Genomic DNA, 25268 nt, shown 5'->3' with positions numbered 1-25268 from the left:
GTGTACATTATTCATGCTGGGGCTTGATAGTTCTAATCGTTGATTGCTATCTTATTCATTGCCATGAGCTATCATGGGGTCGGAGGAATTTAATGAACATTCGCGATTTAGAGTATTTGGTTGCCCTGGCGGAATTCCGTCACTTTCGGCGTGCGGCAGATGCCTGCCACGTCAGCCAGCCCACCCTGAGTGGCCAGATCCGCAAGCTGGAAGATGAGCTGGGCGTGATGCTGCTGGAGCGTACCAGCCGTAAGGTGCTGTTTACCCAGGCCGGGCTGTTGCTGGTGGAGCAGGCACGCACGGTGCTGCGAGAGGTGAAAGTGTTGAAGGAGATGGCGAGCCAGCAGGGCGAAACCATGTCCGGGCCGCTGCATATCGGGCTTATCCCGACGCTTGGCCCCTATCTGTTGCCGCACATCATCCCGATGCTGCACCAGACCTTCCCAAAGCTGGAGATGTACCTGCATGAGGCGCAGACCCACCAGTTGCTGGCGCAACTCGACAGCGGCAAGCTGGATTGTGCCATTCTGGCACTGGTGAAGGAGTCGGAGGCCTTTATCGAGGTGCCGCTGTTTGATGAGCCAATGAAGCTGGCGGTCTATAGCGATCACCCGTGGGCCGGGCGCGATCGCGTGGCGATGGCGGAGCTGTCTGGTGAAAAGTTGCTGATGCTGGAGGATGGCCACTGCCTGCGCGATCAGGCGATGGGCTTCTGCTTCCAGGCCGGTGCGGACGAGGACACCCACTTCCGCGCCACCAGCCTTGAAACGCTGCGCAACATGGTGGCCGCCGGTAGCGGCATCACCCTGCTGCCGTCACTGGCGGTGCCGAATGAGCGCCAGCGTGATGGCGTGAGTTACATGCAGTGCATCAAGCCGGAGCCGAAGCGTACCGTGGCTTTGGTCTACCGCCCCGGCTCCCCCCTGCGCGGCCGCTATGAGCAGCTGGCAGAGTCCATCAAAGATCACATGCAGACGCTGTTCACCGCTGGTTTAAAACAGGCGGTTTAAGCCGTTCAGCGCTGCCACGCGGTAGGCTTCCGCCATCGTGGGGTAGTTGAAGGTGGTATTGACGAAATACTCGATGGTATTGCCTTCCCCCTTCTGTTCCATGATGGCCTGGCCGATATGGATGATCTCCGCCGCGCGCTCGCCAAAGCAGTGAATCCCCAGGATCTGCTTGGTCTCGCGGTGGAACAGCAGCTTCAGGCTGCCCACGCTCATCCCGGCAATCTGTGCGCGTGCCAGATGCTTGAACTGCGCGCGACCCACCTCGTACGGCACCTTCATCGCCGTCAGCTCCTGCTCAGTTTTGCCAACCGCACTGATCTCCGGGATGGTGTAGATGCCGCTCGGGATGTTCTCAATCAAATGTACTTTCGATTCGCCCTGAATCATCGCCTGCGCGGCAATGCGCCCCTGATCGTAGGCGGCGGACGCCAGACTCGGGTAGCCAATCACATCGCCCACCGCATAGATATGCGACAACGCGGTCTGGTACATGCTGTTCACTTTCAGCAGGCCACGGCTGTCAGCCTGGAGGCCAATGTTCTCCAGCCCCAGCCCATCGGTGTTGCCGGTGCGGCCGTTGGCGTAGAGCAGGCAGTCGGCCTTCACCTTCTTGCCAGATTTCAGATGGACAATCACGCCATCCTCCACCCCTTCGATCTTCTCGTACTCTTCGTTATGGCGAATCACCACGCCATTGTTCCAGAAGTGGTAGGAGAGGGCGTCTGACATCTCTTGATCGAGGAAGGCCAGCAGGCGGTCACGGGTGTTGATCAGGTCAACTTTGACGTTCAGTCCGCGGAAGATCGAGGCATATTCACAGCCGATCACCCCGGCACCGTAGATCAGCACGTGGCGTGGCGCGTGGTCCAGTTGCAGGATCGAGTCGCTGTCATAGACGCGCGGGTGGTTGAAATCGACGTTCGCCGGGCGATAGGGGCGGGAGCCGCAGGCGATCACAATCTGCCCGGCGGTCAGCTCGTCATGGGTGCCGTCCGGGTAGCGCACGCGCACGGTGTTGGCGTCGATGAAGCTGGCGTCACCGGAGAAGAGCTGGCACTGGTTGCGCTCATAGAAACTCTGGCGCATACGCGTCTGCTGGTTAATCACGGAGTCGGCATGGCGCAGGATGTCGGGGAAAGTGGAGCTGAGAGACCGGGAGGTGGTGTCACTGTAGAGCGGGTTTTGATTGAATTCGATAATGCGGCTGACCGCGTGGCGGAGGGCTTTGGAGGGGATGGTGCCCCAGTGGGTACAGCCGCCGCCGACGTTGTTGAAGCGTTCTATCACCGCAACCCGTGCGCCCTGTTTCACCAGGCCCATTGCGGCTCCCTCGCCGCCAGGGCCGGAACCGATGACAATGGCATCAAAATGGAAGTGCTGTTGCATGTCGAAGACACCTATTCTTATACAAAAATACAACGAGATTGTAACATCATAGGCGCGAATCCCCAATTTGCCGTAGTCATTTCGTGGGGCGGTGGCATTTTTTCACCGTCATTGACTGTTGCATGTTTGTAGAAGCATGCTACCGAAAAAGTTTGATATAGTGCGGTGATGGCCGGCAAATCGTTTGTCTGGACACTTTTTGGGAAGGGTTATGGGCGTAAGAGCACAACAGAAGGAACGCACCCGGCGCTCGTTGATTGAGGCGGCGTTCAGCCAGCTCAGCGCGGAGCGGAGCTTTGCCAGCCTGAGCCTGCGGGAGGTCTCCCGCGAGGCGGGGATCGCGCCCACCTCCTTCTATCGCCACTTCCGTGATGTGGATGAACTGGGACTGACCATGGTGGACGAAAGCGGCCTGATGTTGCGCCAGCTGATGCGTCAGGCGCGCCAGCGCATCGCCAAGGGCGGCAGCGTGATCCGCACGTCGGTCTCGACCTTTATGGAGTTCATCGGCAATAACCCCAACGCCTTCCGGTTGCTGCTGCGGGAGCGCTCCGGCACCTCCGCCGCGTTCCGTGCCGCCGTCGCCCGTGAGATCCAGCACTTCATCGCGGAACTGGCTGACTACCTGGAGCAGGAGAGCCACATGCCGCGCAGCTTTACCGAGGCGCAGGCTGATGCGATGGTCACCATTGTCTTTAGCGCTGGCGCCGAGGCGCTGGATGTCGGCCCCGAGCAGCGTCGGCAGCTGGAGGAGCGGCTGGTGCTGCAACTCCGCATGATTTCCAAGGGCGCATACTACTGGTATCGCCGTGAGCAGGAGCGGATGGCGCTGTCGCAGAACTGACGCCCACCCACTCCCTACGTTTTCCTTTAAACCCACGACAGATAGGTAAAAAAGATGACAGAACACCCGCGCCGCGAAAATGGCACCCTGATTCTCGCCCTGATCGCTGGCTTATCCATCAGCGGCTCCTTTACCGCGCTCTTCAGCTCGGTGGTGCCGTTCTCCATTTTCCCATTGATTGCCTTGGTGCTGGCCGTCTACTGCCTGCACCAGCGCTACCTGAACCGGGCGATGCCAAAGGGGATGCCGTCACTGGCCGCCGCCTGCTTTATGCTCGGCCTGCTGCTCTATAGCACCATTGTCCGCGCCGAATACCCGCAGATTGGCTCCAACTTCCTGCCGGCGATCCTCTCCGTAGCACTGGTCTTCTGGATTGGTGTGAAGGTCAAGGCGCGCAAGACGGCGGTTAATTCAGAAGTGTAAGCCGTCCGGCGGTAAAAAAAAGGCCCTCAAATGAGGGCCTTTTTTATGGGGAAGATCAGGCGTCACGCCGCTCCAGCAGCACACCGCACTCCATATGGTGGGTGTAGGGGAACTGGTCAAACAGCGCCAGTTTGGTCACGTTGTGGGTCTGGTGCAGGGTATGCAGGTTGTCGCACAGCGTCTCCGGATTGCAGGAGATATAGAGGATGCGCGGATAGCCCTGTACCAGCTTGACGGTTTCATCATCCAGACCACTGCGCGGCGGATCGACAAAAATGGTTTCGCACTGGTAGCTGCTCAGGTCGATGCCCTTCAGGCGGTTGAACTCGCGCACGCCATTCATCGCCTGAGTGAAATCTTCGGCGGCCATACGGATGATCTGCACGTTGTCGATCTGGTTGGCCGCAATGTTGTACTGCGCCGCCGCCACCGAAGGCTTGGCGATCTCGGTCGCCAGCACCCGGCGGAAATTGCGCGCCAGCGCCAGCGAGAAGTTGCCATTGCCGCAGTACAGCTCCAGCAGATCGCCTTGTGAGCCGCGCGTGACATCCAGCGCCCACTCCAGCATCTGCACGTTCATCGCGGCGTTCGGCTGGGTAAAGCTGTTCTCTACCTGGCGGTAGATCATCTCTTTGCCCGCTACCGGCAGGCACTCGTCCACATAGTCCTGATCCAGCATGATTTTGGTTTTCGAGGCGCGGCCAATCAGTTGCAGGTCAAAGCCCTGCGCCCGCAGGCGGTCACGCATCTCTGTCGCGGCCTGCTGCCACGCCTCATCCAGCTTACGGTGGTAGAGCAGGGAGGCGATAATCTTGCCGCTCTGGGTGGAGAGGTAATCAATCTGGAACAGCTTGCGGCGCAACAGCGGCTGTGGCTTCAGCTCATCGATCAGCGCGATCATCAGGCGGTTGATCAGCTCGCTGGCGGCCGGGAACTGATCCACGCGGATACGCTGCTTGGTCTGCTGATCAAAGATGATATGGAAAAGATCGTCCTCGTCGTGCCAGACGCGGAACTCCGCCCGCATACGGTAGTGCTGTTTCGGCGAGCAGAACACTTCCGGCTCCGGCGCGGCGAAGGGCGACATCAGCGTCTTGAGACGGGCGGTCTTTTCCGCCAGTTGGTCGTCATACTGTTCAATTGGCAGAATGTCAGGGGTCATGGCATCTCTCGTCTGGATCGGGGGAAAAAGCGTGTTTTGCGGGGATTGTAGGGAAAGTGCGGGTTAAGTCCAGTTTTGTTGCGTTTATTCCTGGCGTCGGGGGTGGAAGTCTAGACTTCCATATGGGTTGATCGTAGCATTGCGATCCGGCCTCAATCAATGAGTTAAAAGGGAATCCGGTGTAAATCCGGAACTGACGCGCAGCGGTAAGGGGAAGTCACGGCGTAGCAAGTAGACACTGCCTGTTAGGTGGGAAGTCATCGCCCGGCGTGTGGAGCAGGCTCCATACGGATCCCAAGTCCGAAGACCTGCCGGAGTATCCGTCGCACTACTCATCCCCGTCGCGTATACGTGGATGGCTCCCTGCGGCATCCTGCCAATTTTTGGATGCGTTTCGCATGACAATGAAAAAATCCTTGCTGTGGACTTCGCTGTTCGCCACGGTCTCTTCTGCCTGGGCGCAAGCATCGCCGGCAAATAATAACGATACCCTGGTCGTCACCGCTAACCGCTTCGCCCAGCCGGTCTCCTCCGTGCTGGCACCGACCACGGTTGTGACGCGCGATGAGATCGATCGCTGGCAATCCACCACGCTGCTTGATGTGATGCGCCGCCTGCCGGGTGTGGATGTCGGGCAGAGTGGTGGCATGGGGCAGCTCAGCTCGCTGTTCATCCGCGGCACCAACTCCAGCCATGTGCTGGTGCTAATGGATGGCATCCGCCTCAATCAGGCCGGCATCAGCGGGGCCACCGACCTCAGCCAGATCCCGCTTTCGCTGGTGCAACGCATTGAGTATGTCCGTGGGCCGCGCTCCGCTGTTTATGGTTCCGATGCCCTCGGTGGCGTGGTCAACATCATCACTACCCGTGAGAAGAGCGGCACCACGCTCAACGCGGGCCTTGGCTCCAATGGCTACCAGTCCTACGATGCCGCCACCCAGCAGCAACTGGGCGAAGACACCATTGGCACGCTGGCCGGCAACTATACTTATACCAAAGGGTATGACGTGGTTGCCTACGGCAACACCGGCGCGCAGAGCCAGCAAGATCGCGACGGCTACATGAGCAAAACCCTCTTCGGCTCGCTCCAGCACCAGTTCAATGAGAGCGTCAGCGGCTTTGTGCGCGGCTATGGCTATGACAACCGCACCGACTATGACGCCGCCTACAACTCTGACAACGATTCGCTGGTGGACACTCGCCAGCTCTATAACCAGACCTGGGATGCTGGCCTGCGCTATCAGGAAGGGATCTACGCCACGCAGCTGATCGGCAGCTATAGCCATACCAAGGACTACAACTACGATCCGCGTCAGGGGCGCTATGCCGCCTCCGCCTCACTGGATGACTCCCAGCAGTACAACCTGCAATGGGGTAATACCTTCCAACTGGGGCTGGGTTCCGTCAGCGCTGGGCTGGACTGGCAGAAGCTGACCACCGAGCCAGGCACCGGCTATCTGGCCAATGGCTATAACCAGCGCAACACCGGCCTCTACCTGACGGCGCAACAGCAGATCAGCGATGTCACGCTTGAGGGGGCACTCCGTGGGGATGACAACTCCCAGTTTGGCTGGCACTCCACCTGGCAAACCAGCGCCGCGTGGGAGTTCATCGACGGCTACCGCCTGATCGCCTCCTACGGTACCGCTTTCAAGGCGCCTTACCTCAGCCAGCTCTATAGCAGTTATGGCAACCCAAACCTGAACCCGGAAGAGAGTAAAGAGTGGGAAGGGGGGCTGGAAGGGCTGACCGGCCCGTTGAGCTGGCGCCTCTCCGCCTATCGTAATGACATCGACCAGATGATCGATTACGAAAACAACCGCTACTACAATGTTGGCAAAGTGCGAATCAAGGGCGTCGAGTGGACCGGCTCGCTGGAGACTGGCCCACTGCAGCACCAGTTGACGCTGGAGTACCTCGACCCGCGTGACGCCGATACCAATGAAGTGCTGGCGCGCCGTGCGAAACAGCAGGTGAAGTATCAGCTTGATTGGCAAGTGGAGGAACTGGATTGGTCACTGACCTACCACTACCTCGGTAAGCGCTATGATACTGACTTCAGTAACTATGAGCGAAAACGTCTGGGTGGCGTCAGCCTGTGGGATCTCGCGGCCTCCTATCCGGTTACATCGCACCTGACCGTTCGTGGTAGAATTGCCAACCTGTTTGATAAAGATTATGAGACGGTTTATGGCTACGAAACACCAGGACGTGAATACTACCTCACTGGCAGCTATACCTTCTGACACCCTTTCAATAACCCCCCGGCCAACCGCCCTGGTCTTTGACTCCGGCGTCGGGGGGCTATCGGTCTATCAGGAGATTCGGCAACTGCTGCCGGATCTCCACTATATCTATGCCTTCGACAATGTGGCGTTTCCCTATGGGGAGAAGTCAGAAGAGTTTATTGTCGAACGCGTGGTGGCCATTACCTCCGCGATCGCCCAGCGCCATCCTCTCTCTATTATTATCGTGGCCTGCAATACTGCCAGCACCGTCACCCTGCCAGCCCTACGGGAGCGTTTTAGCTGCCCGGTCGTGGGCGTGGTGCCCGCCATCAAGCCCGCAGCCAAGCTGACCCGCAATGGTGTGGTCGGGCTGTTGGCGACCCGCGCCACTGTGCAACGCCCCTATACGCACGATCTGGTGGCGCGCTTCGCCACAGATTGCGAAATCCTGATGCTGGGATCGGCGGAGCTGGTGGAGATGGCGGAAGCGAAGCTGCATGGTAAAGAGGTATCGCTGGAGGCGCTGAAGAAGATTGTGCGGCCGTGGCTGCGTCGCCCGGAGCCGCCAGATACCGTGGTATTGGGCTGCACCCACTTTCCTCTATTAGCAGACGAGCTGAAACTGGTCATGCCGGATGGCACCCGGCTGGTGGATTCTGGCGCGGCTATCGCCCGGCGAACTGCCTGGCTGCTCGCCAACCAAGAAAATGCCTCTTTATCAGTAGAAGAGAATCTGGCGTACTGCATGGCGTTCACCACAGAAATTGACTCGCTGCGGCCGGTTTTGGCCGATTATGGTTTCAAAAGCATCGAAAAGTTGTCACTTTAGCAGCGTGTTGATTATTTGTTGAGCGGTTGAATAATTTTTTAAAATTAGGGGTTGCGGCCTGCCGAGAACTCCCTATAATGCGCCTCCACTGACCGGGAACAACGACCAACACGTCGCCGGGTCAGCGGAGAGGCCCTCAGCGGAAACGCTGAAAACACTAGAAAATAGTGCTTGACTCTCCGGTGGGAAAGCGTAATATGTGCCTCCCACGTTACCGAAACGAAACGGTAACGACTGCTCTTTAACAATTTATCAGACAATCTGTGTGGGCACTCACAAGACAATATCAAGCATCCTCGGATGCACAAAATATTAAGTCTTGAAGAGTGACTAACTGAAGTAAAATTCAAACAGTAACCTTTGAGCATCGCTACCTTGTGTAGCACATCAAGCTTTTAATTGAAGAGTTTGATCATGGCTCAGATTGAACGCTGGCGGCAGGCCTAACACATGCAAGTCGAGCGGCAGCGGAAAGTAGCTTGCTACTTTGCCGGCGAGCGGCGGACGGGTGAGTAATGTCTGGGGATCTGCCTGATGGAGGGGGATAACTACTGGAAACGGTAGCTAATACCGCATAACGTCGCAAGACCAAAGCGGGGGACCTTCGGGCCTCGCGCCATCAGATGAACCCAGATGGGATTAGCTAGTAGGTGGGGTAATGGCTCACCTAGGCGACGATCCCTAGCTGGTCTGAGAGGATGACCAGCCACACTGGAACTGAGACACGGTCCAGACTCCTACGGGAGGCAGCAGTGGGGAATATTGCACAATGGGGGAAACCCTGATGCAGCCATGCCGCGTGTATGAAGAAGGCCTTCGGGTTGTAAAGTACTTTCAGCGAGGAGGAAGGCGGTAAGGTTAATAACCTTACCGATTGACGTTACTCGCAGAAGAAGCACCGGCTAACTCCGTGCCAGCAGCCGCGGTAATACGGAGGGTGCAAGCGTTAATCGGAATTACTGGGCGTAAAGCGCACGCAGGCGGTTTGTTAAGTCAGATGTGAAATCCCCGAGCTTAACTTGGGAACTGCATTTGAAACTGGCAAGCTAGAGTCTCGTAGAGGGGGGTAGAATTCCAGGTGTAGCGGTGAAATGCGTAGAGATCTGGAGGAATACCGGTGGCGAAGGCGGCCCCCTGGACGAAGACTGACGCTCAGGTGCGAAAGCGTGGGGAGCAAACAGGATTAGATACCCTGGTAGTCCACGCTGTAAACGATGTCGATTTGGAGGTTGTGCCCTTGAGGCGTGGCTTCCGGAGCTAACGCGTTAAATCGACCGCCTGGGGAGTACGGCCGCAAGGTTAAAACTCAAATGAATTGACGGGGGCCCGCACAAGCGGTGGAGCATGTGGTTTAATTCGATGCAACGCGAAGAACCTTACCTACTCTTGACATCCAGAGAACTTGGCAGAGATGCCTTGGTGCCTTCGGGAACTCTGAGACAGGTGCTGCATGGCTGTCGTCAGCTCGTGTTGTGAAATGTTGGGTTAAGTCCCGCAACGAGCGCAACCCTTATCCTTTGTTGCCAGCGATTCGGTCGGGAACTCAAAGGAGACTGCCGGTGATAAACCGGAGGAAGGTGGGGATGACGTCAAGTCATCATGGCCCTTACGAGTAGGGCTACACACGTGCTACAATGGCGCATACAAAGAGAAGCGAACTCGCGAGAGCAAGCGGACCTCATAAAGTGCGTCGTAGTCCGGATTGGAGTCTGCAACTCGACTCCATGAAGTCGGAATCGCTAGTAATCGTGGATCAGAATGCCACGGTGAATACGTTCCCGGGCCTTGTACACACCGCCCGTCACACCATGGGAGTGGGTTGCAAAAGAAGTAGGTAGCTTAACCTTCGGGAGGGCGCTTACCACTTTGTGATTCATGACTGGGGTGAAGTCGTAACAAGGTAACCGTAGGGGAACCTGCGGTTGGATCACCTCCTTACCTAGAGATATTTGACTGTGCAGTGCTCACACAGATTGTCTGATGAAATTCGAGCAGAAATACCTTTATAGGCTTGTAGCTCAGGTGGTTAGAGCGCACCCCTGATAAGGGTGAGGTCGGTGGTTCAAGTCCACTCAGGCCTACCACAAAGGTATCTTAAGACTGCACGGGGCTATAGCTCAGCTGGGAGAGCGCCTGCCTTGCACGCAGGAGGTCAGCGGTTCGATCCCGCTTAGCTCCACCATCTCGTACGGTCTGCATAAATAATAGTTCTGAGTATACTGGCAACAGTATGCTGTGAAGTATTTGCTCTTTAACAATCTGGAACAAGCTGAAAATTGAAACCTTACAGCCCTGTCTCTCTCCGTAGAAGTCTTGAGAGATGGCGCATGTAAGAGAGTCTCTCAAATAATCACACCCTGATGGAAACATCTTCGGGTTGTGAGGTTAAGCGACTAAGCGTACACGGTGGATGCCTAGGCAGTCAGAGGCGATGAAGGGCGTGCTAATCTGCGATAAGCGTCGGTAAGCTGATATGAAGCGTTATACCCGACGATACCCGAATGGGGAAACCCAGTGTGATACGTCACACTATCTCTGCATGAATACATAGTGCAGTGAGGCGAACCGGGGGAACTGAAACATCTAAGTACCCCGAGGAAAAGAAATCAACCGAGATTCCCCAGTAGCGGCGAGCGAACGGGGAACAGCCCAGAACCTGAATCAGTTTGTGTGTTAGTGGAAGCGTCTGGAAAGTCGCACAGTAAAGGGTGATAGTCCCGTACACAAAAATACACAAGTTGTGAGTTCGATGAGTAGGGCGGGACACGTGACATCCTGTCTGAATATGGGGGGACCATCCTCCAAGGCTAAATACTCCTGACTGACCGATAGTGAACCAGTACCGTGAGGGAAAGGCGAAAAGAACCCCGGCGAGGGGAGTGAAATAGAACCTGAAACCGTGTACGTACAAGCAGTGGGAGCCTTGATTTATCAGGGTGACTGCGTACCTTTTGTATAATGGGTCAGCGACTTATATTTTGTAGCAAGGTTAACCGTATAGGGGAGCCGTAGGGAAACCGAGTCTTAACTGGGCGTCTAGTTGCAAGGTATAGACCCGAAACCCGGTGATCTAGCCATGGGCAGGTTGAAGGTTGGGTAACACTAACTGGAGGACCGAACCGACTAATGTTGAAAAATTAGCGGATGACTTGTGGCTGGGGGTGAAAGGCCAATCAAACCGGGAGATAGCTGGTTCTCCCCGAAAGCTATTTAGGTAGCGCCTCGTGAATTTATCTTCGGGGGTAGAGCACTGTTTCGGCTAGGGGGCCACCCCGGCTTACCAACCCGATGCAAACTGCGAATACCGAAGAATATTATCACGGGAGACACACGGCGGGTGCTAACGTCCGTCGTGAAGAGGGAAACAACCCAGACCGCCAGCTAAGGTCCCAAAGTCATGGTTAAGTGGGAAACGATGTGGGAAGGCACAGACAGCCAGGATGTTGGCTTAGAAGCAGCCATCATTTAAAGAAAGCGTAATAGCTCACTGGTCGAGTCGGCCTGCGCGGAAGATGTAACGGGGCTAAACCATGCACCGAAGCTGCGGCAGCGACGCTTAGGCGTTGTTGGGTAGGGGAGCGTTCTGTAAGCCTGCGAAGGTGGACTGTGAGGTCTGCTGGAGGTATCAGAAGTGCGAATGCTGACATAAGTAACGATAAAGCGGGTGAAAAGCCCGCTCGCCGGAAGACCAAGGGTTCCTGTCCAACGTTAATCGGGGCAGGGTGAGTCGACCCCTAAGGCGAGGCTGAAAAGCGTAGTCGATGGGAAACAGGTTAATATTCCTGTACTTGGTGTTACTGCGAAGGGGGGACGGAGAAGGCTAGGCTGGCCAGGCGACGGTTGTCCTGGTTTAAGCGTGTAGGGGGAGAAGGCAGGTAAATCCGCTTTCTTGTTAACCCTGAGGCGCAATGACGAGCCACTACGGTGGTGAAGTAGCTGATGCCCTGCTTCCAGGAAAAGCCTCTAAGCTCCAGGTAACACGAAATCGTACCCCAAACCGACACAGGTGGTCAGGTAGAGAATACTCAGGCGCTTGAGAGAACTCGGGTGAAGGAACTAGGCAAAATGGTGCCGTAACTTCGGGAGAAGGCACGCTGGCGCGTAGGTGAAGGGACTTGCTCCCGGAGCTGAAGCCAGTCGCAGATACCAGCTGGCTGCAACTGTTTAATAAAAACACAGCACTGTGCAAACACGAAAGTGGACGTATACGGTGTGACGCCTGCCCGGTGCCGGAAGGTTAATTGATGGGGTTAGCGGCAACGCGAAGCTCTTGATCGAAGCCCCGGTAAACGGCGGCCGTAACTATAACGGTCCTAAGGTAGCGAAATTCCTTGTCGGGTAAGTTCCGACCTGCACGAATGGCGTAATGATGGCCAGGCTGTCTCCACCCGAGACTCAGTGAAATTGAACTCGCTGTGAAGATGCAGTGTACCCGCGGCAAGACGGAAAGACCCCGTGAACCTTTACTATAGCTTGACACTGAACATTGAGCCTTGATGTGTAGGATAGGTGGGAGGCTTTGAAGTGTGGACGCCAGTCTGCATGGAGCCAACCTTGAAATACCACCCTTTAATGTTTGATGTTCTAACTCGGCCCCGTTATCCGGGGTGAGGACAGTGTCTGGTGGGTAGTTTGACTGGGGCGGTCTCCTCCTAAAGAGTAACGGAGGAGCACGAAGGTTAGCTAATCACGGTCGGACATCGTGAGGTTAGTGCAAAGGCATAAGCTAGCTTGACTGCGAGAGTGACGGCTCGAGCAGGTGCGAAAGCAGGTCTTAGTGATCCGGTGGTTCTGAATGGAAGGGCCATCGCTCAACGGATAAAAGGTACTCCGGGGATAACAGGCTGATACCGCCCAAGAGTTCATATCGACGGCGGTGTTTGGCACCTCGATGTCGGCTCATCACATCCTGGGGCTGAAGTAGGTCCCAAGGGTACGGCTGTTCGCCGTTTAAAGTGGTACGCGAGCTGGGTTTAGAACGTCGTGAGACAGTTCGGTCCCTATCTGCCGTGGGCGTTGGAAGATTGAGAGGGGTTGCTCCTAGTACGAGAGGACCGGAGTGAACGCACCACTGGTGTTCGGGTTGTCATGCCAATGGCACTGCCCGGTAGCTAAGTGCGGAAAAGATAAGCGCTGAAAGCATCTAAGCGCGAAACTTGCCTCAAGATGAGTCTTCCCTGGGACCTTGAGTCCCCTGAAGGGACGTTTAAGACGAAGACGTTGATAGGCCGGATGTGTAAGTGCAGCGATGCATTGAGCTAACCGGTACTAATGACCCGTGAGGCTTAACCTTACAACACCGAAGGTGTTTTTAGAGACGCGATATTCAGCTTGGTTCAGATATCTGATGGCCCGATGGGCGGTCAGAGCACAGAATTTGCCTGGCGGCACGAGCGCGGTGGTCCCACCTGACCCCATGCCGAACTCAGAAGTGAAACGCCGTAGCGCCGATGGTAGTGTGGGGTCTCCCCATGCGAGAGTAGGGAACTGCCAGGCATCCAATTTAGCGTCTGTCGACAGACAGACCAGTGACACCGGTTAACAGAATGACCTCTCTGTTAACGTAAAAGAATCGGTGGTGCGGTAGTTCAGTCGGTTAGAATACCGGCCTGTCACGCCGGGGGTCGCGGGTTCGAGTCCCGTCCGCACCGCCACCCTATTTAGGGGCGTAGTTCAATTGGTAGAGCACCGGTCTCCAAAACCGGGTGTTGGGAGTTCGAGTCTCTCCGCCCCTGCCAGATAAAAACCCTTCGCTAACGCGAAGGGTTTTTTTTCGTCTGTCGATCGGCAATGGGATCGCGCCTTTTCATTTCTCTTCCTTCGCTCTCTTCTCTTTTTACTTTCTCCGCTCATCTTCTCCGCACATTGCTTTATTCTTGTTCATCCCACTCTTTTGCCGCGTGCGGTATCGTTCCCTTTGTAGCCTGTTTTTGCTGAAGATATGTACAAACCGATTGTTCTATAGGGATGTGATCCTGCTCATTATTCATTTCTCACAATGTACTAGAACTAATCATCATCCTGAGTCAGTGCGCCTTTGGAAACGGGATCCTCGCCCGTTTTTCCGGCCTGACGCGACAGCGCCAGACCTTGCTGAGCGATGAATATCTGATGTACCCAACACCATGATAAACAGCGTAGCCAAAGACTACCCGCAAGGAGAAAAATATGTACAGGCGATTACTGATAGCGGCTGCGGTAGCATCCGCGCTTTGTGGTACCGCACAAGCGGAAAAACTGGTGGTAGGTTTTTCCCAAATAGGATCTGAATCTGGATGGCGCTCTGCCGAGACTAAAGTCTCCAAGCTGGAAGCGGAGAAGCGTGGCATCACGTTAAAGATCGCGGATGCCCAACAGAAGCAAGAGAACCAGATTAAAGCGGTGCGCTCCTTCATTGCCCAGGGCGTTGACGCCATTTTCATCGCGCCCGTGGTGGCGACAGGCTGGGCGCCAGTACTTACCGAAGCCAAAGAGGCCAATATTCCGGTCTTCCTGCTGGATCGTACTATTGAAGTCAGCGATCCCTCCCTGTACACCGCAGCCATCGCCTCTGACAGCGTTCACGAAGGCGAAGTGGCAGGCCAATGGCTGGTGAAAGAGGTGGCTGGCAAGCCCTGTAATGTGGTCGAACTGCAAGGCACCGTGGGTGCCAGCGTAGCGATTAACCGCAAGAAAGGGTTTGCCGAGGGCATCGCTTCCGCGCCAGACATCAAGATTATTCGCTCCCAATCCGGCGACTTTACCCGCAGTAAGGGGAAAGAGGTGATGGAGAGCTTTATCAAAGCTGAGCAGAACGGCAAGAATATCTGCGCGGTGTATGCGCATAACGACGACATGGCAATCGGCGCCATTCAGGCCATCAAAGAGGCGGGCCTGAAGCCCGGTTCACAGATTAAAGTGGTGTCGATTGATGGCGTGCCAGACATCTACAAAGCCATGCTGAATGGCGAGGCCAATGCCTCGGTGGAACTTACCCCCAATATGGCGGGGCCAGCCTTTGACGCGCTGCTGGCGCTGAAAGAGAAGGGCACCCAGCCGCCCAAATTTATCCAGACCGCTTCTACCCTGATGTTGCCCGATACCGCGCAAAAAGAGTATGACCTGAAAAAGGACATGGGCTACTGATGGGTTGCCGGCATGGCCGACCATGCCGGCGCCTTTGACCTCATTTGCACCAACACCAGGGGGAAGCATGGCGAATCCTCAACATGAGCTTTTACTGGAGGTTCGCGGCTTATCCGTTGAATTTCCGGGCGTCAAAGCCCTGCAACAGGTTGATTTCAGTTTGAGGCGTGGGGAGATTGTCGCCCTGCTGGGAGAGAATGGTGCGGGGAAGTCCACCCTGATTAAAGCCCTGACCGGTGTCTATCGCCGCTCGGAGGGCACTATTCTCCTGGAAGGCGAGCCGGTGGAACCGCTCAGTACCGCGCAGGCACAGGTGCTGGGCATCGGTACGGTCTATCAGGAGGTGAATTTGCTGCCGAATATTTCGGTGGCCGCCAATCTGTTTATTGGCCGCGAGCCAACCCGTTTCGGCATGGTCAATCAGGGCAAAATGGAGCGCCAGGCGCGTGAACTACTGGCGGGTTATGGTCTGCATCTTGACGTTAGCCAGCCGCTCTCCACCTACTCAATTGCCATCCAACAAATCGTGGCGATTGCCCGGGCGGTGGATCTCTCCGCCAAGGTACTGATTCTGGATGAACCGACCGCCAGCCTGGATGCCAAAGAGGTCACCATGCTGCTGGGGATCCTGGCGCAACTGCGCGATCGCGGTTTGGCGATGATTTTTGTGACGCACTTTCTCGATCAGGTCTACCGCATCAGCGATCGCATCACGGTGCTGCGCAATGGCTCGCTGGTCGGCACCCGCAATACGGCGGAACTGCCGCGGCTGGAGCTGGTACAGATGATGCTGGGACACAGCTTTGATGAATCACTGCTTAAGCGTGGTGAGCATGATGCCGTACAGGGCGAGCCGTTAGTGGAGTTTAGCCAGTATGGCCGTCGCGGTTTGATAGAGAATTTTGATCTGGCGGTACGGCCGGGAGAAATTGTCGGTCTGGCTGGCCTGCTCGGATCAGGGCGCACCGAAACCGCCCAACTGATTTTCGGCATCAAAAAGCATGACTCCGGCCACGCCAAGGTGAAGGGGCGGGCCGTGCGGGTCACCACCCCACGTAAGGCCGCGCGGCTAGGCTTTGGTTACTGCCCGGAGGATCGCAAGACCGATGGCATCATTGGCGCGGCTACGGTTCGTGAGAACATCATTCTGGCGCTTCAGGCGCAACGCGGTTGGCTGCGACCCATTCCCCTCAAAGAGCAGCAGCAACTGGCGACGCACTTCATTAAGTTGTTGGGCATCCGTACCCCCGGCCCGGAACAGGAGATCCAGTATCTCTCTGGCGGCAACCAGCAAAAGGTGCTGCTCTCACGCTGGTTGGCGACCCAACCCAAATTCCTGATCCTGGATGAGCCAACGCGCGGCATTGACGTTGGTGCCCATGCCGAGATTATCCGGCTGATTGAAAAGCTGTGCGCCGACGGGCTGGCGCTGCTGGTGATCTCCTCAGAGCTGGAGGAGCTGGCTGGCTATGCAGACCGTATTGTGGTCCTGCGTGACCACCGCCACATCACCCAGCTGGAACAGCGAGACATCAGCGTTCCGGCCATCATGCAAGCCATTGCCGTCCAGTAAGGAGCCTACCATGAGCCACAGGAGCGTACCGATGACCGGCAATCCTCGCAAAATACGCTGGGTACTGCCCAAAGGCGCGACGCAGTTTGGGGCGCTGGCCATCATCCTATTGATTGATAGCCTGGTTGCGCCGCACTTTTTCTCTATTCATATCCAGGATGGCCGCCTGTTTGGCAGTCTGGTGGACATCTTCAACCGTGGCGCGCCGGTGGCATTGCTGGCACTGGGCATGACGCTGGTGATCGCCACCGGCGGCATTGACCTCTCGGTCGGGGCAGTGATGGCAATCGCCGGTGCCACCGCCGCCACCCTGACCAGCCACGGTTATCCACTCGGCATGGTGTTGCCTGCGGCGCTGGCGGTCGGGGCAATCTGCGGGCTATGGAACGGCTTTCTGGTGGCGGTACTGCAAATCCAGCCGATTGTCGCCACCCTGATGCTGATGGTGGCGGGCCGGGGCATCGCCCAGCTGATCACCGAAGGGCAAATTGTCACCTTTGAGAGCGGCGCGCTCTCGCACCTCGGCAGTGGGGCGCTGTTCACCCTGCCAATGCCGATCATCATCGCATTCGCCATGCTGATCGCCGTCTGGGTACTGACGCGCAAAACCGCGCTGGGGCTGTTTATTGAGTCGGTCGGCATCAACTTACGCTCGGCTTACAATGCTGGCGTCAATACCCGGCTGGTGTTGGTGGCCGTGTATGTGATCTGCGGTATCTGTGCCGCCGTGGCCGGGGTGATTGTCACGGCAGACATTCGTGGCGCGGATGCCAATAACGCCGGCCTATGGCTGGAATTGGACGCCATCCTGGCGGTGGTGATTGGCGGCGGCTCGCTATTGGGTGGCCGCTTCAACCTGCTGCTGTCGGTGATTGGCGCGCTGATCATCCAAGGGATGAATACCGGGATCTTACTCTCCGGCTTCAAACCGGAATTCAATCTGGTGCTGAAAGCGTTGGTGGTGCTGGCGGTACTGGTAGTGCAGTCACCGCGCGTCTCCCTGCGCAACCTGTTACGGAGAAAGCCCTGATGCTCAAGCGCAACTTTCCCCTGCTGATCACCATTGTGGTCTTTGTTCTTGGCTATGCCTACTGCCTGAGCCAGTTCCCGGGCTTCGCCTCCACGCGCGTCATTGGCGACCTACTGACAGACAACGCCTTCCTCGGCATCGTGGCGGTGGGCATGACCTTTGTCATTCTCTCTGGCGGCATCGATCTCTCTGTGGGGTCTGTCATCGCCTTTACCGGTGTCCTGCTGGCCAAACTGATTGGTGATATGGGCATCAATCCCTTTGTCGCGTTCGGCATAGTCTTGGTGATGGGGGCGATGTTTGGCGGCCTGATGGGGTGGATCATCGACACCCTGAAACTGCCAGCCTTTATCATCACGCTGGCGGGCATGTTCTTTATCCGCGGCATGAGTTTTATCGTCTCCGAGGAGTCACTGCCTATCGATCACCCAGTCTATAGCGCACTGGCGAGTTTCGCCTGGAAGATGCCCGGCGGTGGGCGCTTTACGCTGCTGGCGCTGGTGATGCTGCTGGTCGTGGCGATCGGCATTGTGCTGGCGCACCGCACCCGGTTCGGCAACAACGTTTACGCCATCGGCGGCAACGCGCTGTCGGCAGCGCTGATGGGCGTGCCGGTCAGAAAGACCACCATCTATATCTACATGCTCTCCAGCACGCTAGCGGTGCTCTCTGGCATTGTCTTCTCGCTCTATACCTCGGCGGGCTATGCGCTGGCGGCCAGCGGCGTTGAATTGGATGCCATCGCGGCGGTAGTGATTGGTGGCACGCTGTTGAGCGGCGGGGTGGGCACGGTACTGGGCAGCCTGTTCGGTGTGATGATTCAGGGCCTGATCCAGACCTATATCACCTTTGATGGCACGCTCAGCTCCTGGTGGACCAAAATCGTCATTGGCATTCTGCTGTTTGCCTTTATCGGCTTGCAGAAGGGGCTGAGCGTCTTTTGGGCGGCGCGACGGGCAAAACCCCGCCATCCGCGGCCCAAGGCCGCCACGCCCTAGACTTCAGTTTTCACCGGGCTTTTGAGCAAAAGGCGGATCAGCGCATGTTGGTCGCTGTTCTGCAACCAGACAGCGTAGAGCGGGCGAACCAGCGTCGGCACGTCGTCATTGATCTCCAGCCGTGGGTAGAGTCTGGCCCAGTGGCTCGGCAGGAAGGCGCAGCCGCCGTTGCTCTCCAGCAACTGGCGAGTCAGGTGGGCCGAGGTAGTGGTCAGCATCGGCTCCTGATCATTGGAGATAATCCGATTTTCATGCTGGGTGAAGTCCGCGCCCCACTCCAGACGGATGTAGTGCTTGCGCGCTGGCGGGCCACTCTGCGCGCCGGTGAACAGGCGCAATGAGAAGTTGCCCAGCAGCTGGCTGGATAGCTCATCCATCTTCGGCTGCTCCGTCGTAATCAGCAGATCTAATTCCCGCTCATGCAACTGCTTCACCAGCGAATGGCGCAAGGCAACGCGCGCCTCCAGCTGGAGGGAGTTGTGCGCCTGATAAAGGGTCTGCAGCCAGGAGGTCAAGAACGCCTCCCACAGCGAGGCTGTGGCGCCAATGGAGAGCTCCGCATGGTGCAGCGAACGCACCACCTCTTTCTTGGCCTGCTGCCAGGTACTCATCAGGCTCTCTGCGTAGGGCAGCAGCCGTTCGCCGGCGGGCGTCAGACGGATGTTATTGCGGTGGCGGGTAAACAGATTCGCGCCGAGCTGATTTTCCAGCTGGCGAATGCGAAAACTGACCGCTGACTGGGTTAGATAGAGAGATTCCGCCGCCCGACCAAAATGGCGAGTTCTACTGACCTCCAGAAAGGTTTTCAGTAATTCCGTGTCCACACCCATCTCCAATATTTTTTGTCGTATAGATTTAAATGTTTTGTTTTACAGGATGTCAAGCCTAACTAATACTCCGCGCCATAAACAGCACGGCCATGAGAGAATTAGGAGCGTGTCAGATGGCGGAAAGCTTCACCACGACAAATCGATTTTTTGATAACAAACACTACCCGCGCGGGTTCTCCCGCCACGGCGATTTCACCATTAAAGAGGCGCAATTGCTAGAACGCCACGGCCATGCTTTCAACGAGCTGGACCTGGGGAGCCGCGATCCAGTCACTGACGAAGAGGTGCAGTTTGTCGCAGTGTGCCGCGGCGAGCGTGAGCCGACGTCAGAAGCTGAAAAGGTGTGGACGAAATACGTGACCCGTATCCGGCGTCCGAAGCGTTTCCATACGCTGTCTGGCGGTAAGCCGCAGATGGATACCGTCGAAGACTACACCGAAAGCGACGACTAAGCATCAACGGGGCCAGTGGCCCCGTTTTTTTATGCGCTCTGTTGGTGCAGGGTTAAGAGTAGTCGATCCATGCAGCGATAGCTGAGCGCCTCGGCCAGATGTGTGCGAGCGATCGCGGGCAGCCCCTCCAAATCGGCCAGCGTGCGGGCCACCTTCAAAATGCGGTGCCAGGCGCGCACGGAAAGCCCGAGTTTATTGAGCACCCCCTCAAGAAACGCGGCATCCGCCGCAGGCAACATACAGTCGCGATCAATCTCGCGGTTGCCCAGCAGGGCATTGATCTTGCCAGCCCGCGCCAGTTGGCGCTCACGGGCCGCCAGCACCCGCTGGCGCACCTCCTGGCTGCTGGCCCCCACCGGCCGCTGGCCGCTCAAGGTGCCGGGCGGCAACAGTGGCACCTCAATCGACAGGTCGAAGCGGTCGAGGAAGGGGCCGGAGAGCCGCCCCAGATAACGCAGAACTTGCTGCGAGGAAGTCCGGTGATGGATGCCCCGATAGTGGCCGGTTGGGCTGGGGTTCATGGCGGCAATCAGCTGTACGCGGGCCGGGAAGCAAATTTTTGCCCGCGCCCGCGAAATTACGATCTCCCCAGACTCCAGCGGCTCGCGCAGCGCATCCAGTACCCGGCGCTCAAATTCCGGCAATTCATCCAGAAACAGCACGCCATTGTGGGCCAGTGAGATCTCGCCGGGACGCGGCAGGGAGCCACCCCCGACCAGCGCCGCTGCCGAGGCGCTATGGTGCGGCGCACGGAACGGGCGCACTCGCCAGTTGTGGGCGGTATGGGTACTGCCCACCAGACTGGCGATGGCACTGCTCTCCAGTGCCTCGCTTTCGGTTAAAGGCGGCAGCAGCCCTGCCAGCCTGGCCGCCAGCATACTTTTGCCAGTGCCGGGCGGCCCCAGCAGCAGCAAGTTATGGCCGCCTGCGGCCGCGATCTCCAGCGCACGCTTGGCTTGCTCCTGCCCGATGATCTCATTGAGATCCGGCGCGTCGGGTGGGCTTTCTGGCAGGGCCGACGGCTGCACGCCGGGCAGGGTGGTACTCCCTTGCAGGAAGTGGCACACCTGCAACAGGGAGGTCGCCACCAGCGCGCTCCCTTCGGCCAGTAGCGCCATCTCCGCCCCGTTGTCAGCTGGCAGGATCAGCTGCCGACCAGCCTTTACCCCTGCCAGTGCCGCCGGAATGGCGCCGTTCACGCCGCGTAAGTCACCGGAGAGCGCCAGCTCCCCAAGGAATTCATAGTGCGCCAGCCGCTCAGCCTTAAGCTGCTCCGAGGCAATCAGGATGGCCAGGGCAATCGGCAAATCGTAGCGGCCGCCCTCCTTGGGCAGGTCAGCTGGCGCAAGGTTGACGGTGATGCGCCGGGCCGGAAACTCAAACCCGCTGTTGATGAGCGCGCTGCGTACCCGGTCACGTGCCTCCTTGACGGTGGTCTCCGGCAGGCCCACCAGCGTCAGGGCGGGCAGGCCGTTGCTGATGTGCACCTCAATCGTCACCGCCGGGGCCTGAATGCCAAGCGTGGCGCGGGTCGCGACAATGGCCAGGGTCATATTGCCTCCTTGCAGAAAAGCGCATCATGCCGCCCCGCTGGGCGCAAGCCAAGCCACCTGTTTTCGTGTTGGGAAGTGCTTTCCAGCAAAGCGTTAGGGGTTGCCGCGTTACCAAACGTTTTGCGAGCCGGCGCCCAGCACGGGCCACTTTCTACAAAGCGAAATACCCTGAGATCTTTATAAATCGTTCATCACCCTGATCGGTGCCGTTACCTACCTTATGCTGGCATTTATTCGCTTTTTTGGCAGGAGTGACTGATTTTCCCCTGCCGGGTGATGGCTTGCCTGTTTTTCGCGACGGCTCACTCGCGCGTTATTTGGAACGCCTACACGTTAAGCGCGATTTCATGCCGCTATCGATGCCGATAGCGACACTATCTTGCCATTTCCCGGCTCTCTTTTTTTGGACGTGCGAATAGCGAGCATGGCTCGTAAAGCGGTGGTGAGGCGTGTTATTTCAAACATGCCACTCTTGATTGCGCCTTGTGCCTTCTCCGGCAGCATTCTGGTGATGATGAGCAAAGATGCAAAAAATTCATCTGCGAAAAGTGCGTCAACTAAGCAGCAGGCTAATGCTTGATTTCATAAGAGATTATTAAAATGTTAACTAATGTTTGATTAATGGTAACGCAAAAAAAGTATTGTCAGGCGGCTGAAGGCTGTGATAACTCTGTAGACATTAATTCGACAGATAGAGTGTCAGACCCGTTTATGAAAGCCCTATTCCAAGTTGTTAGCCTAGTCGTGATTAGCGTGGTGGTGATTATTATCCCACCGTGCGGGGCTGCACTTGGACGAAGAAAGGCTTAGAAAACAAGTCTGAAACGAAAGAGAACCCCCGCACCTCACGGTCCGGGGGTTTTTTTATGGCCGGTGTAAAGAGCAATCAGTGAAGCGAGGACAGAAGATGAACAACAGCATAATATTCTGCGCTTCCCGCACAAAGGCGGGGGAATAACCATGAATGGTGCACAGTGGGTTGTACAAGCGTTGCGCGCACAGGGAGTGAACACGGTATTCGGCTACCCGGGCGGCGCGATCATGCCGGTATACGATGCGCTGTATGACGGCGGTGTCGAACACCTGCTGTGTCGCCATGAGCAGGGCGCGGCGATGGCTGCCATTGGCTATGCCCGTGCCACCGGCAAAGTGGGCGTCTGCATCGCCACCTCTGGCCCCGGTGCCACCAACCTGATCACCGGCCTGGCGGATGCCCTGTTGGATTCAGTGCCGATCGTCGCTATCACCGGCCAGGTCGGTTCAGCGCTGATCGGCACTGACGCCTTCCAGGAGATTGACGTCCTCGGCCTGTCACTGGCCTGCACCAAACACAGCTTCCTGGTGGAGTCGCTGGAGGCATTGCCCGGCATCATGGCCGAGGCCTTTGCTATCGCCGCCAGCGGCCGCCCCGGCCCGGTTCTGATCGACATCCCGAAAGATATCCAGCTGGCGGTAGGTGATCTGGCCCCGCACTTGGTGCCGGTAGAAGAGCAGACCGCCCATCCGGCCGCCGAGCTGGAGCAGGCGCGCGCGCTGTTGGCGCAGGCGCGCCAGCCGATCCTCTACGTGGGTGGCGGCGTGGGCATGGCGCAGGCCGTGCCAGCGCTGCGTGATTTCATCGCCACGACTGATATCCCTACCGTTGCCACCCTGAAAGGGCTGGGCGCGCCGGATGCCGCCCACCCCTGCTATCTGGGGATGCTGGGGATGCACGGCACCAAGGCCGCCAATCTGGCGGTGCAGTCCTGCGACCTGCTGATTGCCGTCGGCGCGCGCTTTGATGACCGGGTGACCGGCAAGCTGAACGCTTTCGCTCCCCACGCCAAGGTGATCCACATGGACATCGACCCGGCGGAGATGAACAAGCTGCGTCAGGCGCATGTGGCGTTGCAGGGCGACCTGAAAACCCTGCTGCCAGCACTGCAACAGCCGCTGGCGATCGACGGCTGGCGGCACGAGGTGATGGCGCTGAAAGCGGCCAACGGCTGGCGCTATGACCACCCCGGCGAGGCGATCTACGCGCCGCTGTTCCTGAAGCAGCTCTCCGACCGGATGCCAGCCAACACCGTGGTGACCACTGACGTCGGCCAGCACCAGATGTGGACAGCCCAGCACATGACCTTCGACCGCCCGGAGAACTTCATTACCTCCAGCGGCCTCGGCACCATGGGTTTCGGTGTGCCAGCGGCGGTGGGCGCTCAGGTGGCGCGCCCGGATGACATGGCAATCTGCGTCTCTGGCGACGGCTCCTTCATGATGAACGTGCAGGAGCTGGGCACCATCAAGCGCAAGCAGTTGCCGCTGAAGATCGTGCTGCTGGACAACCAGCGCCTCGGCATGGTGCGCCAGTGGCAGGAGCTGTTCTTTGATGGCCGCTTCAGCGAGACCAACCTGTCCGACAACCCTGATTTCCTGACGCTGGCCTCTGCCTTCGGCATTCCGGGGCAGCGTATCAGCCGTAAAGAGGAGGTCGATGCCGCCCTGGATGCCCTCTACCAGAGCACCGGCCCCTATCTGCTCCAGGTTTCCATCGACGAAAACGAGAACGTCTGGCCGCTGGTGCCGCCGGGCGCAGGCAACGAATCCATGTTGGAGAAAATGTCATGATGCAGCATCAGGTTTCCATCCAAGCCCGCTTCCGCCCAGAGATGTTAGAACGTGTCCTGCGCGTGGTGCGCCACCGCGGTTTTCAGGTTTGCGCGATGAACATGGACCAGAGCGCGAACAGCGACAACATTAATATTGAATTGACCGTTGCCAGCCAACGGCCGGTGGATTTACTGTCTAGTCAGTTAAGCAAACTGATGGATGTCGCCTGCGTCGAGATCCAACAACACACATCACAACAAATACGCGCCTAAGGCGTACGAAAGGAAGAGAAGCATGACGAAGAAAGCGGATTATATTTGGTTCAATGGCGAGATGGTGAAGTGGGAAGAGGCCAAGGTTCACGTGATGTCCCACGCGCTGCACTACGGCACCTCCGTCTTTGAGGGTGTGCGTTGCTACCAGTCCCACCTCGGCCCGGTGGTGTTCCGCCACCGCGAGCACATGCAGCGTCTGCGTGACTCCGCCAAAATCTACCGTTTCCCGGTCTCCCAGAGCGTGGATGAGCTGATGGAAGCCTGCCGCGAAACCCTGCGCAAAAACAACCTGACCAGCGCCTACATCCGTCCGCTGGTGTTCGTGGGCGACGTGGGCATGGGCGTCAACCCGCCGGCCGGTTACACCACTGACGTTATCATCGCCGCCTTCCCGTGGGGCGCATACCTGGGTGAAGAGGCGCTGGAGCAGGGCATCGACGCCATGGTCTCCTCCTGGAACCGCGTGGCGGCCAACACCATCCCGACCGGCGCGAAAGCGGGCGGTAACTACCTCTCCTCCCTGCTGGTGGGCAGCGAAGCGCGCCGTCAGGGCTACCAAGAGGGCATCGCGCTGGACGTCCACGGCTATGTTTCTGAAGGCGCGGGCGAAAACCTGTTCGAAGTGAAAGACGGCATCCTGTTCACCCCGCCATTCACCTCCTCCGCGCTGCCGGGCATCACCCGTGACGCCATCATCAAGCTGGCGAAAGATCTGGGCATCGAAGTGCGTGAGCAGGTGCTGTCACGCGAATCCCTCTACCTGGCGGACGAAGTGTTCATGTCCGGCACCGCGGCAGAGATCACCCCGGTACGCAGCGTGGATGACATCCAGGTGGGCATCGGCAAGTGTGGCCCGGTCACCAAGCGCATCCAGCAAGCGTTCTTCGGCCTGTTCACCGGCGAGACAGAAGACAAATACGGCTGGCTGGATCCAGTGAACCCACAATAAGCAGACAGACAC

The 25268-nt window shown here is 57.6% G+C and carries 19 protein-coding genes, 4 tRNA genes, 3 rRNA genes and 1 riboswitch; of the genes, 22 read left to right on the top strand and 4 right to left on the bottom strand.

The features are described 5' to 3' along the window. The first annotated feature begins 92 nt into the window (after positions 1-92). Positions 93-1010 (top strand): DNA-binding transcriptional regulator OxyR, encoded by a 918-nt coding sequence (gene oxyR / locus C1N62_RS16865; RefSeq protein WP_137764704.1) that lies wholly within the window; start codon positions 93-95, stop codon positions 1008-1010. Here oxyR and sthA read toward each other — a convergent pair. Further along, the gene (gene sthA, locus C1N62_RS16860; RefSeq protein WP_137764703.1) at positions 993-2396 is read right to left on the bottom strand and encodes a Si-specific NAD(P)(+) transhydrogenase; all 1404 of its coding nucleotides are present in this window, start codon (positions 2394-2396) and stop codon (positions 993-995) included. The two genes, oxyR and sthA, sit on opposite strands and share 18 nt — an antisense overlap. 211 nt (positions 2397-2607) lie before the next feature. Here sthA and fabR point away from each other — a divergent pair, with 211 nt between their 5' ends. Next, positions 2608-3240 (top strand): HTH-type transcriptional repressor FabR, encoded by a 633-nt coding sequence (fabR, locus tag C1N62_RS16855; protein ID WP_168195874.1) that lies wholly within the window; start codon positions 2608-2610, stop codon positions 3238-3240. A 54-nt stretch (positions 3241-3294) separates the two neighbouring features. Further along, positions 3295-3663 carry a YijD family membrane protein gene (locus tag C1N62_RS16850; protein ID WP_137764701.1) on the top strand — a complete coding sequence of 123 codons (369 nt, stop codon included), beginning with the start codon at positions 3295-3297 and terminating at the stop codon, positions 3661-3663. 55 nt (positions 3664-3718) lie between these two features. Here C1N62_RS16850 and trmA read toward each other — a convergent pair whose 3' ends face one another. Then, positions 3719-4825 carry a tRNA (uridine(54)-C5)-methyltransferase TrmA gene (gene trmA / locus C1N62_RS16845; RefSeq protein ID WP_137764700.1) on the bottom strand — a complete coding sequence of 369 codons (1107 nt, stop codon included), beginning with the start codon at positions 4823-4825 and terminating at the stop codon, positions 3719-3721. A 130-nt stretch (positions 4826-4955) separates the two neighbouring features. Next, positions 4956-5156: riboswitch (cobalamin riboswitch) on the top strand. A gap of 67 nt (positions 5157-5223) precedes the next feature. Between trmA and btuB the strand changes: the two genes are divergently transcribed. The 13 genes from btuB (at position 5224) to yjfF (ending at position 18608) form a co-directional block, all read left to right on the top strand. Then, on the top strand, positions 5224-7071 hold the full coding sequence (btuB, locus tag C1N62_RS16840) for a TonB-dependent vitamin B12 receptor BtuB (protein WP_137764699.1): 1848 nt from the start codon (positions 5224-5226) through the stop codon (positions 7069-7071). After that, entirely contained in the window at positions 7016-7882 is an 867-nt protein-coding gene (gene murI, locus C1N62_RS16835; protein ID WP_137764698.1) for a glutamate racemase, read from the top strand. The genes btuB and murI overlap by 56 nt, the downstream gene beginning before the upstream one ends. Positions 7883-8278: 396 nt before the next feature. Continuing rightward, positions 8279-9820: ribosomal RNA gene (locus C1N62_RS16830) — 16S ribosomal RNA — on the top strand. Between the two features lie 69 nt (positions 9821-9889). Continuing rightward, positions 9890-9966, top strand: a tRNA-Ile gene (locus C1N62_RS16825). A gap of 22 nt (positions 9967-9988) precedes the next feature. After that, a tRNA-Ala gene (locus C1N62_RS16820) sits at positions 9989-10064 on the top strand. Between the two features lie 201 nt (positions 10065-10265). Next, positions 10266-13175 (top strand): 23S ribosomal RNA (locus tag C1N62_RS16815). Positions 13176-13262: 87 nt separating this feature from the next. Beyond that, a 5S ribosomal RNA gene (gene rrf / locus C1N62_RS16810) occupies positions 13263-13378 on the top strand. The 16S, 23S and 5S rRNA genes sit together here with 4 tRNA genes alongside, the layout of an rRNA operon. An 81-nt stretch (positions 13379-13459) precedes the next feature. Beyond that, a tRNA-Asp gene (locus C1N62_RS16805) sits at positions 13460-13536 on the top strand. Between the two features lie 8 nt (positions 13537-13544). Continuing rightward, positions 13545-13620: transfer RNA gene (locus C1N62_RS16800), tRNA-Trp, on the top strand. A 430-nt stretch (positions 13621-14050) separates the two neighbouring features. Next, a complete protein-coding gene (gene ytfQ / locus C1N62_RS16795) occupies positions 14051-15007 on the top strand; it encodes a galactofuranose ABC transporter, galactofuranose-binding protein YtfQ (RefSeq protein WP_137764697.1) in 957 nt (318 codons plus the stop codon). A 67-nt stretch (positions 15008-15074) separates the two neighbouring features. Then, complete coding sequence (gene ytfR / locus C1N62_RS16790) at positions 15075-16580, top strand: galactofuranose ABC transporter, ATP-binding protein YtfR (RefSeq protein WP_137764696.1); 1506 nt, start codon at positions 15075-15077, stop codon at positions 16578-16580. A 10-nt stretch (positions 16581-16590) separates the two neighbouring features. Then, the gene (ytfT, locus tag C1N62_RS16785; protein ID WP_137764695.1) at positions 16591-17610 is read left to right on the top strand and encodes a galactofuranose ABC transporter, ATP-binding protein YtfT; all 1020 of its coding nucleotides are present in this window, start codon (positions 16591-16593) and stop codon (positions 17608-17610) included. Beyond that, positions 17610-18608, top strand: a complete 999-nt coding sequence (gene yjfF, locus C1N62_RS16780; RefSeq protein WP_137764694.1) for a galactofuranose ABC transporter, permease protein YjfF — start codon at positions 17610-17612, stop codon at positions 18606-18608. The genes ytfT and yjfF overlap by 1 nt, the downstream gene beginning before the upstream one ends. On the opposite strand, the gene hdfR is transcribed toward yjfF, so the two are convergent. Continuing rightward, complete coding sequence (hdfR, locus tag C1N62_RS16775; protein WP_137764693.1) at positions 18605-19432, bottom strand: HTH-type transcriptional regulator HdfR; 828 nt, start codon at positions 19430-19432, stop codon at positions 18605-18607. The two genes, yjfF and hdfR, sit on opposite strands and share 4 nt — an antisense overlap. A 119-nt stretch (positions 19433-19551) precedes the next feature. Here hdfR and C1N62_RS16770 point away from each other — a divergent pair, with 119 nt between their 5' ends. Continuing rightward, a complete protein-coding gene (locus C1N62_RS16770; protein ID WP_137764692.1) occupies positions 19552-19890 on the top strand; it encodes a DUF413 domain-containing protein in 339 nt (112 codons plus the stop codon). A gap of 29 nt (positions 19891-19919) precedes the next feature. Here the strand turns inward: C1N62_RS16770 and C1N62_RS16765 are convergent, their stop codons facing one another. Beyond that, positions 19920-21443: a YifB family Mg chelatase-like AAA ATPase gene (locus C1N62_RS16765; RefSeq protein WP_137764691.1), complete on the bottom strand. Its 1524-nt coding sequence runs from the start codon at positions 21441-21443 to the stop codon at positions 19920-19922. Positions 21444-21867: 424 nt separating this feature from the next. On the opposite strand from C1N62_RS16765, the gene C1N62_RS23205 reads away from it, so the two are divergent. From C1N62_RS23205 to C1N62_RS16745, 5 genes are all read left to right on the top strand, one after another. Further along, positions 21868-22023 carry a hypothetical protein gene (locus C1N62_RS23205; RefSeq protein ID WP_168195873.1) on the top strand — a complete coding sequence of 52 codons (156 nt, stop codon included), beginning with the start codon at positions 21868-21870 and terminating at the stop codon, positions 22021-22023. A 131-nt stretch (positions 22024-22154) separates the two neighbouring features. Further along, the gene (ilvL, locus tag C1N62_RS16760; RefSeq protein WP_072931242.1) at positions 22155-22253 is read left to right on the top strand and encodes an ilv operon leader peptide; all 99 of its coding nucleotides are present in this window, start codon (positions 22155-22157) and stop codon (positions 22251-22253) included. Positions 22254-22403: 150 nt separating this feature from the next. Then, on the top strand, positions 22404-24050 hold the full coding sequence (ilvG, locus tag C1N62_RS16755) for an acetolactate synthase 2 catalytic subunit (RefSeq protein WP_137764690.1): 1647 nt from the start codon (positions 22404-22406) through the stop codon (positions 24048-24050). Next, complete coding sequence (gene ilvM / locus C1N62_RS16750) at positions 24047-24304, top strand: acetolactate synthase 2 small subunit (protein ID WP_137764689.1); 258 nt, start codon at positions 24047-24049, stop codon at positions 24302-24304. Before ilvG ends, ilvM begins: the two co-directional genes overlap by 4 nt. Positions 24305-24326: 22 nt before the next feature. Continuing rightward, the gene (locus C1N62_RS16745; protein ID WP_137764688.1) at positions 24327-25256 is read left to right on the top strand and encodes a branched-chain amino acid transaminase; all 930 of its coding nucleotides are present in this window, start codon (positions 24327-24329) and stop codon (positions 25254-25256) included. The last annotated feature ends 12 nt before the right edge of the window (positions 25257-25268 follow it).

It is taken from the genome of Nissabacter sp. SGAir0207, from assembly GCF_005491205.1.
Lineage (GTDB): Bacteria > Pseudomonadota > Gammaproteobacteria > Enterobacterales > Enterobacteriaceae > Chimaeribacter.
Note: the sequence above shows the minus strand (reverse complement) of the source record. Positions and strands in the feature narration are given on the sequence as shown.